Origin of the sequence: Salegentibacter tibetensis (assembly GCF_020164485.1) — a bacterium.
GTDB classification, from domain to species: Bacteria; Bacteroidota; Bacteroidia; order Flavobacteriales; family Flavobacteriaceae; genus Salegentibacter; species Salegentibacter tibetensis.
This window is the reverse complement of the sequence record NZ_JAIQZA010000032.1, coordinates 19,856-28,929: the sequence shown is the minus strand read 5'-3', so window position 1 is coordinate 28,929 and position 9,074 is coordinate 19,856. Positions and strand designations below refer to the sequence as shown.

At 37.2% G+C, this 9,074-nt stretch carries 9 protein-coding genes and 1 other RNA gene; 5 read left to right on the top strand and 5 right to left on the bottom strand.

All coding sequences use genetic code 11. The annotated features are described in order from the left end of the window. Positions 1-83: 83 nt before the first annotated feature. Complete coding sequence (locus tag LB467_RS14740; RefSeq protein WP_224474814.1) at positions 84-566, bottom strand: hypothetical protein; 483 nt, start codon at positions 564-566, stop codon at positions 84-86. A 312-nt stretch (positions 567-878) separates the two neighbouring features. Here LB467_RS14740 and pdxH point away from each other — a divergent pair, with 312 nt between their 5' ends. From pdxH to LB467_RS14720, 4 genes are all read left to right on the top strand, one after another. Then, the gene (gene pdxH / locus LB467_RS14735) at positions 879-1,526 is read left to right on the top strand and encodes a pyridoxamine 5'-phosphate oxidase (RefSeq protein WP_224474813.1); all 648 of its coding nucleotides are present in this window, start codon (positions 879-881) and stop codon (positions 1,524-1,526) included. A gap of 10 nt (positions 1,527-1,536) precedes the next feature. Then, positions 1,537-2,022 carry a SixA phosphatase family protein gene (locus LB467_RS14730; RefSeq protein WP_224474812.1) on the top strand — a complete coding sequence of 162 codons (486 nt, stop codon included), beginning with the start codon at positions 1,537-1,539 and terminating at the stop codon, positions 2,020-2,022. A 3-nt stretch (positions 2,023-2,025) separates the two neighbouring features. Then, positions 2,026-4,155, top strand: coding sequence for a polyphosphate kinase 1 (gene ppk1, locus LB467_RS14725; RefSeq protein WP_224474811.1), 2,130 nt, complete (start codon positions 2,026-2,028; stop codon positions 4,153-4,155). Positions 4,156-4,219: 64 nt separating this feature from the next. After that, complete coding sequence (locus tag LB467_RS14720; RefSeq protein ID WP_224474810.1) at positions 4,220-5,113, top strand: Ppx/GppA phosphatase family protein; 894 nt, start codon at positions 4,220-4,222, stop codon at positions 5,111-5,113. Positions 5,114-5,180: 67 nt separating this feature from the next. Here LB467_RS14720 and miaE read toward each other — a convergent pair whose 3' ends face one another. Together miaE and LB467_RS14710 are read right to left on the bottom strand one after the other, a co-directional pair. Further along, a complete protein-coding gene (miaE, locus tag LB467_RS14715; RefSeq protein WP_224474809.1) occupies positions 5,181-5,762 on the bottom strand; it encodes a tRNA-(ms[2]io[6]A)-hydroxylase in 582 nt (193 codons plus the stop codon). A 2-nt stretch (positions 5,763-5,764) separates the two neighbouring features. Next, positions 5,765-7,600 (bottom strand): DNA polymerase III subunit gamma/tau, encoded by a 1,836-nt coding sequence (locus LB467_RS14710; protein ID WP_224474808.1) that lies wholly within the window; start codon positions 7,598-7,600, stop codon positions 5,765-5,767. Positions 7,601-7,734: 134 nt separating this feature from the next. On the opposite strand from LB467_RS14710, the gene rnpB reads away from it, so the two are divergent. Next, positions 7,735-8,061, top strand: an RNA gene (gene rnpB / locus LB467_RS14705) — RNase P RNA component class A. Here the strand turns inward: rnpB and LB467_RS14700 are convergent. Next, a complete protein-coding gene (locus LB467_RS14700) occupies positions 8,059-8,430 on the bottom strand; it encodes a hypothetical protein (protein ID WP_224474807.1) in 372 nt (123 codons plus the stop codon). The genes rnpB and LB467_RS14700 overlap by 3 nt on opposite strands. A gap of 53 nt (positions 8,431-8,483) precedes the next feature. Beyond that, a complete protein-coding gene (locus LB467_RS14695) occupies positions 8,484-9,026 on the bottom strand; it encodes an RsmD family RNA methyltransferase (protein WP_224474806.1) in 543 nt (180 codons plus the stop codon). Positions 9,027-9,074: the final 48 nt, after the last annotated feature.

The following is a 9,074-nucleotide window of genomic DNA, read 5'->3' as shown; positions in this document are numbered from 1 at the left end:
ATCGATTAGTAAAAACCCTTAAATATTGACATAAAAAAACCACCCAAAACTGGATGGTTTTTTCAAAAAAAAAGTTGGGGTACTTATTTTTGTTCGTACATCAAGATTCTATGTTCATTTCCTTCTATCAAAGGATGTGCTTCCAGGTCTATTTCATAGATATAACCTTCTTCTATAGTGGTGAAAATATCATATTCATCCTCAACACTATAACCCAATTCCTGTCTTGCATAATCTAACCAGGTTTGGTAAGTGGGCACATCCATTTTGTTTTTATGCGAAATAACGGTTAAGAATCCGTTTTCTACTTCAATGGTATAACGATCGCTCTGGCCCTTTTTTACTGTTTCATACGCTATCCAATCTCCTTCATCCATTTTAAAAATTTTCAGTTGCTCTAAATTATGAGGATTAAAGTCTACAGCATATACTTCGTGGTTTCTATTGTAGCTATCAGGATTAGTCATTCCCATGGAGCAACTTCCTACAGATAATGAAATTACAACAATGAAGAACTTTGTGAGAATATTACTTTTATATTGTAAGAAAAACTTAGGGAAATTCATTCTTATTATATTTTTAGTTTTATTTGCCAGTAAGGCTTAATAATTAATTTTGAACAAATTTAAAAGATATCTCACTTCTAATGCATTATTATTAAATATTTTAGCTATATGACATCTTAATTAGCTGAAATGTAATTAATGAAAGTTGTAGATGTATTTTGTCGAATTTATTGGTTTGTTATGGATTAAGATTGCATTTTATTCTTATTTCGTTTTCTACTACTGTGCTTTCATCTTTAGAATGCACAATCTTATCTCGAAAATTTTCCGGCTTCTGCCTAAAACTTGTAAATTGCAGCAAAGCAAAATACAATGCAAAAGAGCCTTGAAGATTATCGAAAAAGCTACGGAAAAAGTGAACTTTTAGAAGAAAATATACCGTCCTTTCCTTTGCCGCTTTTCACCTCCTGGTTTGAGGAGGCAGAAGCACATCCTGAAATAGCAGAAGTGAATGCTATGAGCCTTGCTACCTGTGGAATTGAAGGATTTCCGAAGAACCGTATTGTATTATTAAAATCTTTTGGAGTAGACGGATTTAGTTTCTACACTAATTATAATTCTGAAAAGGCCAGGGATATAGAAGAAAATCCGAGGGTTTGTCTTTCGTTCTTCTGGCCGGCCTTAGAGCGACAAGTGATTATAAAAGGCGTTGCAATGAAGACTTCAGAAGAAGATTCAGCAGCTTATTTTGGTTCCCGACCTCGCGGAAGTCAGTTAGGAGCCTGGGCTTCTAACCAAAGTAATATTTTGGAATCCCGCAAAGAACTCGAAGAACACTTAAAAGAAATTGAGGAGAGATATCAAAATAAAGAGGTAGACCGACCACCGCATTGGGGTGGATATTTGGTGACACCCCGAAGTTTTGAATTTTGGCAGGGTAGAAATAACCGTCTGCACGACAGGATAATCTATGAATTTATAGAAATGGATACCTGGGAACGCAACCGATTGGCACCCTAAAATTTAAATTATGAAAAGACTAATTCTTGTTAGACACGGTAAATCTTCCTGGGAAAATAATTTGCCCGACGAAAAAAGACCCCTTAAAAAGCGTGCTTATAATGACGCTGCTGTGGTATTGAAAACCTTTAAAGAATTTCAAAGCGGTGATTTGACCTTATGGACCAGCCCTGCCGTTAGGGCACACACTACAGCAAAACTTTTTAAAGAAGAATTGCAAATACCCGATGATAAATTCACGGTAAAAAAGGAACTTTATACTTTTGATGACGACCATTTATTATCAGTTTTAAAAAGCTGTTCGGAAGACGTAGAAACACTAATGGTCTTTGGCCATAATCCGGCAATGACGGGTTTGGTGAATCGGCTTGGGGATAAACCTCTCGATAATTTACCTACTACAGGTCTTTGTGTAATAGATTTTGATTCAGACAACTGGAAAAACATTAAAACCGGCAAAACTTTGCTACAATTATTACCAAAAAACTTACGCTAATTTATGCCGCAAAAAAAATATTTAAACAGGGAACTCAGCTGGTTACAATTTAATGCCCGAGTATTACAGGAAGCCGAAGATGAGACCGTACCACTTATAGAACGATTAAGATTTCTAGGGATTTTTTCCAATAATTTAGATGAATTTTTTAAAGTCAGGTATGCAACCGTCAAGAGAATTGACCTCGCCGGTAGAGCAGGGAAAAGTGTTCTTGGTGGGATAAAAGCCAGCAAACTTCTTGAAGAGATTACTCAAATTGTAATAGAACAACAGGCGGAAAGTTTGCAGGTACTACATGATATTCAGCATCAGTTGAAAGATCATAATATTCATATAATTAACGAAAAACAGGTTTCTGCTTCACAGGAAAAATTTATTAAAAATTTTTTCCTTTCAAAAGTAAGCCCGGCATTGGTTACCATTATTCTTAATGATCTTCCTGAAATCCCGAGTTTAAAAGACAGTGCCGCTTATCTTGCCGTGAAAATGGTGATGAAGGAAGAAAAACCTCAAAAAGGAATTTCTAAAGTTTTAGACAAAACAGAAAAAGAGCGAAAATATGTGCTTATAGAGATTCCTCGTAGCATAGAACGTTTTGTGGTATTACCCAACGAAAATGGAAACCAGTACATCATTCTGCTCGATGATTTAATACGGTACAATCTGGGAACTATTTTCAACATTTTTGAATACGAAAGTATTTCGGCACATATGATAAAAATAACAAGAGATGCCGAGTTAGATATTGATAGTGACCTGAGTAAAAGTTTTATTGAAAAGATTTCCAGCAGTGTTAAAGACCGAATTAAAGGAGAACCGGTAAGGTTTGTCTACGATATGAATATTGCCGATGATACTTTGTCTTATTTGATGAATAAAATGGGTATAGAATCTACCGATAGTATTATTCCCGGTGGCCGTTACCATAACCGGCGCGATTATATGAACTTTCCCAGCCTTGGTCGCGAAGATTTGCTATATCAACCTATAGAACCTCTTCCAATTCCAGGACTTATTTTGCAAACCAGTTTATTTGGAAGTATAGCAAAAAAGGATTTTCTCATGTATGCGCCTTACCAAAGTTTTGCTTACACAGTTAAGTTTTTAAGGGAAGCAGCGCTAGATCCCAAAGTTAAAACCATAAAAATCACTATTTACAGACTGGCAAAAATCTCCCATATCGCCAGTTCACTAATTAATGCGGTGAAAAATGGGAAAAAGGTGATCGTTCAAATTGAATTACGAGCGCGTTTTGACGAAGTGGCCAATATTCGTTATGCTGAACAAATGCAGGCTGAAGGCGTACAACTTATTTTTGGAGTGCCGGGTCTTAAAGTTCATTGTAAAGCTTGTGTGATTGAGCGGGAGGAAGAAGGTAAAATGAAGCGTTACGGTTTTATTAGCACCGGGAATTTCAACGAATCTACCTCGCGCATTTATACCGATTACACATTGTTTACTGCAGATGTTGAAATTTTAAAAGAAGTAAACAAGGTTTTCGATTTCTTCGAAATTAATTATAAGGTCAATAAATACAAACATCTAATTGTTTCCCCGCATTACAGTAGAACGGCTTTTGTGGGCTTGATCCAAAAAGAAATTGAAAACGCCAGGGAAGGAAAACCTTCGGGCATCGCTTTAAAGCTTAACAGTCTTTCAGATTATCCTATGATAGATAAACTGTACCAGGCTAGCCAGGCAGGAGTGAAAATTAAACTTATTGTTCGTGGGGTGTGCTGCCTTATTCCCGGGGTAGAAGGTTTAAGCGATAACATAGAAGTGATAAGTATTGTAGATAAATTCCTGGAGCATCCCCGGGTTTTTATATTTAAAAATGGCGGAAATTCTAAGGTTTATATTTCTTCAGCCGATTGGATGACAAGAAACCTGGACCTTCGTGTTGAAATTTCCTGCCCAATTTATGATGAAGATATAAAACAGGAAATTATAGAAACTTTTGATATTAGCTGGAACGATAATGTAAAAGCCAGGATGATCACCTCAAAACAGGATAATGCCTACCGAAATAGCAGTTCTAAAAAACTTCGGTCCCAATTTGAATTGTATGATTATTATTTAAATAAGCTACCGGCCAAAGAGCCGGAAAAGTATTCTAAAAAAGAGAAAAAATAGTTTAGTCTCAAACCTCAAATCTTTATAAATCTCACTTAGTGAGTAAAATAGAAAATTTTAACTCGTGATTACACAAAAAAACTACGCTGCTATAGATATAGGATCAAATGCCGTTAGGCTTCTTGTTTCTACGATTACAGAACAAAAAGGCAGGGAAGATACAGATTTTAGAAAAACTTCCCTGGTAAGGGTCCCTATTAGGCTTGGGGAAGATGTTTTTGAAAAAAATGTGATTTCAGAAAAAAATATTGAGCGTATGGTAGATACCATGCAGGCGTTTAATCTTTTAATGAAAGCTCATGGGATTGAAAAATATAAAGCCTGCGCAACCTCAGCTATGCGGGAAGCCAATAATGGAGCTGAAGTAGTTGAAAAAATCAAGGCTGAAACTGGAGTTGAAATTGAAATCATTGATGGAAATCACGAGGCCGCTATTATTGCAGCTACAGATTTACACGAACTTATTAAAAACGATTGTAATTACCTTTATGTAGATGTGGGAGGTGGTAGTACTGAATACACACTATACAGCAGCGGTAAAACCGTAGCTTCAAGATCTTTTAAAGTTGGAACCGTACGTCTCTTAAATAATTTAGTTGAAGACGGTGCCTGGGAAGAGATGGAGAAATGGGTTAGGGAAACTACAAAACCTTATAAGGATATAGATCTCATAGGTTCTGGTGGGAACATCAATAATATTTTTAAAACCAGTGGTAAAAAGGAAGGAAAACCTTTAAGCCTGTCCTACATTAAGAAGTATAACGAATTGCTGAATTCTTTAAGCTACGAGGAACGTGTTATGGACCTGCAGCTTAAGAGTGACCGTGCCGATGTGATTATCCCGGCTTCAAGGATTTATTTAAACTCCATGAAATGGGCAAGGGCCGATAATATTTTTGTACCAAAAATAGGACTGGCTGATGGAATTATAAAATCGCTTTATAACGGAAAAAAGTAATAGATGTTTTAATCAAACCCAGATTTCCAAATTGGTTATCTGGGTTTTTACTTTTCATTCAAAAAATCTAACCGTGTATGGTTTTGTCTTTACTGAGATCTTTCATGATTTCAGCTTCAAAATCGAGTAAATCCTCCCATTTTTTATCTACTTCCTTACGTTCGCCATATTTTCGGGCAAAATTCAAAAACATCGTATAATGGTTGGCTTCGCTTATCATTAATTTGTGGTAAAATTCAGCGAGTTCTTCGTCTTTTAATTCTTCGGAAAGCAGTCTGAAACGTTCACAGCTTCTGGCCTCAATTAATCCCGCGATTAGGAGTCGATGAATTAACTGGTTGGTTCTGCTTCCTCCTTTGGGAAAGAAACTTAGCAATTGAATAACATATAAGTCTTTTCTATCCCGACCTAAAACGTAGCCGCGTTTTAGAAGTTGTTCGTGCACCATTTTAAAATGTCCCATTTCTTCCCTGGATAAAGCGATCATTTCATCTACTAATTCGGGATATTCGGGGAAAGAAACAATAAGCGAAATTGCTGTTGAAGCAGCTTTTTGTTCACAATAAGCATGATCAATAAGAATTTCTTCAATATTCTTTTCGGCTATATTTGCCCAACGCGGGTCTGTGGGAAGTTTTAATCCTAGCATATCTATACGTCTAAATCAAATGTACTTCTAAGTTTATCTATCAAAGGATTTTTCTCCTTCAATTTATTGTATTTTTCAATAGGAGTGAAGGCATATTTCTTTGCCGACTGCTCGTTCACATTAATCACCAATCTGATTTCTGTATTCTGAAGTTTTTGCTTCAGGTAAGACATCAATTTATTTTGTTCCCGCTCCAGATTGATTTTCATCGTTTCGTTTGGTAACTCTATAACTATGCGATTTTCTTCCTGGAGTTTAGGTAAATCGGTTTCAAGAATAGAAGCAAGAATTTTTGATCCCTGCTTTTTAATACGTTTTACATAGTCATTCCAGGTGGCCTGCAATTGAGTTTCGCTGAACTTACCGTTAAGTACAACATCCTTTGTTGGAGCAGCTTCCTGCTGGCGGGCTTCTATTTCCCGTTTCTTCTGAATACTTTTTAGAGAAAGCCCTGAGACCTTTTCTTTTTTTACTTCAGGATCGCTTACCGGTTTTGGTTCTGGAGCGGGGGGAAGGTCTGGAGCCGGTTCTTCATTAACCTCAGTGGCTTGGGGAACCATTGTTTCTTCTGAATGATAATTGTCTTCATTATCATCAGCGCAATGGCTATCGGGAGTTTTGTTTTCTCCTGAAGGCAACTGACTTTCCTTTGGAGCTTCAGCTGAAGTTTCACCATGCTCATTCTCACGCACCATACTTTTTTCTTCCGAAGAAAGTGGGGCAGGTTGTTTTTCAAAAACCGAAGCGGAAATTATTGACTGTTCAAACTTTTTTTTTTCTCCATCAAAAGTGATAGAGGCAAGCTGCATTAAAGAAAGTTCAACGAGCAAACGTTGGTTTTGACTTGTTTTATATTTGAGGTCACAATCATTTGCAAGATCTATCGCTTTAATTAAAAATTGATGATCTGTTTTGGAAGCCTGTTCAAAATAGCGAGCTTTGGTCTGTTCCCCAACTTCTAAAAGCTGAATCGTTTTCTGATCTTTACAAACCAAAAGATCTCTGAAATGCGAAGCCAGGCCGCTAATAAAATGATGGCCATCAAATCCGCTGGAAAGGATTTCATTATAACTAAGCAGTAATTGCGGGATATTATTAGTTAAAATAAGGTCGGTTACCTTAATGTAAGTATCATAATCAAGTACATTTAAGTTTTCGGTAACTGCCTGCCGGGTAAGGTCTTTGCCGCTAAAACTCACTACCCTGTCGTAGATAGATAGGGCATCACGCATTGCACCATCGGCTTTTTGCGCAATGATGTTTAAAGCGTCTTCCTCAGCATTAACACCTTCCTGCTGTGCTATATACCCCAGATAATTCTTAGCATCGCTTACTGTAATTCTTTTAAAATCGAAGATCTGGCAACGAGAAAGTATGGTTGGGATTATCTTATGCTTTTCTGTAGTAGCTAAGATAAAAATAGCGTGTTGCGGTGGCTCTTCCAGAGTCTTTAAAAACGCATTAAATGCCGACTGGGAGAGCATATGCACCTCATCTATAATATACACTTTATATTTCCCAACTTGCGGCGGGATCCTAACCTGGTCTATTAAATTCCTGATATCGTCTACCGAGTTATTAGAAGCGGCATCGAGTTCAAAAATATTAAAGGCAAAATCCTCATCGGGGCTTTGGGTGCCGTCGTGGTTAATCATTTTTGCCAGAATACGCGCGCAGGTTGTTTTTCCTACTCCGCGAGGTCCCGTAAACAGAAGCGCCTGTGCCAGGTGATTGTGTTCAATGGCGTTTTTCAAAGTATTGGTAATGGCTTGTTGCCCTACCACATCTTTAAAAGTTTGTGGGCGGTACTTACGAGCTGATACTATAAAATGTTCCATTGAATTTTATTGAATTACAAATATAAAAATAGCCTCCATAAGTTCTAAGGCAATCGCTTATATTTTTAAACAATTAAACTTAAGAAATCAACAATTTTTTAATCGCGATGCTTTCTAAAAAACTACCTTTGCAGCAAGCAGGCCGCCTTATCGCCAACGAGTTAATTCGGTGGAGGAAATTCCGGACACCAAAGGGCGGCATAGTGGGTAACGCCCACCGGTCCCGATAGCTATCGGGATCAGGACTAGTGCAACAGAAAGAATGTACAGGTAATGCTGTAGTGAAATCAGGTAAACTCTATGCGGTGCAATGCCATGTAAACCGGTGTTTGCAAGCGGCCCGCTTGCTACCGGAGGGTAGGCAGCTAAAAGTTTTTGGCAACAAAAACCTGAGATAAATGATAAGGGGAATCCCGGTTTACCGGGAGGAACAGAATCCGGATTACAGGCCTGCTTTTTTATAATAATGTCTTTGCCCAGGCCCGGGCTTCTTCCATATGGGAGAAAATATCAAAAGGAACCGGGGAGAATTGTTTTTCAAAATCAGCTACTTTTAAAGCTTCATAACGTTGGCTTACAATAGCTATTCCCAATAAAGATTTTACGTCTTTCAATTCAAAATAAATTGTAGGATTTACATTATAATTATTTTTTCGGTCAGAGATATAAACAAAATCTGCACCTTCATAAACCTCATTGCATACTTTTAGGATTTGCTCCACGTGTTCAATTTCAAACACTACATCATCTTTTACTTCAGAAATTACCATTCCGTCATAAAATTCTAAGTTAACATCAATAAGTTCAATCGTCTTGATCCGCTCCGTCATAACATCAAATTTGTAAGCCTGTTTTAACCTTTATTCTTTTTCTACAGAAGAATTTATTTTACATTTTCAAAAAAACTGAAAACCGAACCTCCATAGCGCCGACCTTCTATAAAGTTAGGGAAATCTGAGAGATCGGTGTGTTTGGAATGTTCAATAATTAATTGCCCATTTGGATTAAGTAGGTTTTTCTCGAAGACGAGTTGGGGGATTTGGAGAAATTTTTCCTTCTCGAAATCATAAGGCGGATCGGCGAAAATAATGTCGGCCTTTACATAAGCTTTTTCAAGAAATTTAAAGACATCACTTTTAATGGTGGTAATGTTTAAATCTAATTCCTGAGCCGTTTTTTTTATAAATTTCACACAATCGTAGTTAGCATCTACTGCAGTTACTTCCTGGCTTCCGCGCGAAGCAAATTCATAGGCGATATTGCCGGTTCCCGAAAAAAGATCCAGAACGCTTAATTGTGAAAACTGAAAATTGTTGTTCAAAATATTAAAAAGGGCTTCCTTGGACATATCGGTAGTAGGGCGTACCGGTAGCTTTTTGGGAGCAATTAATCTTTTTCCTTTATGCGTTCCTGAAATTATTCTCATTTAAATGATTTTAATCCCTCATTGAGGATTTAGTTTTTGCGAGGCCTG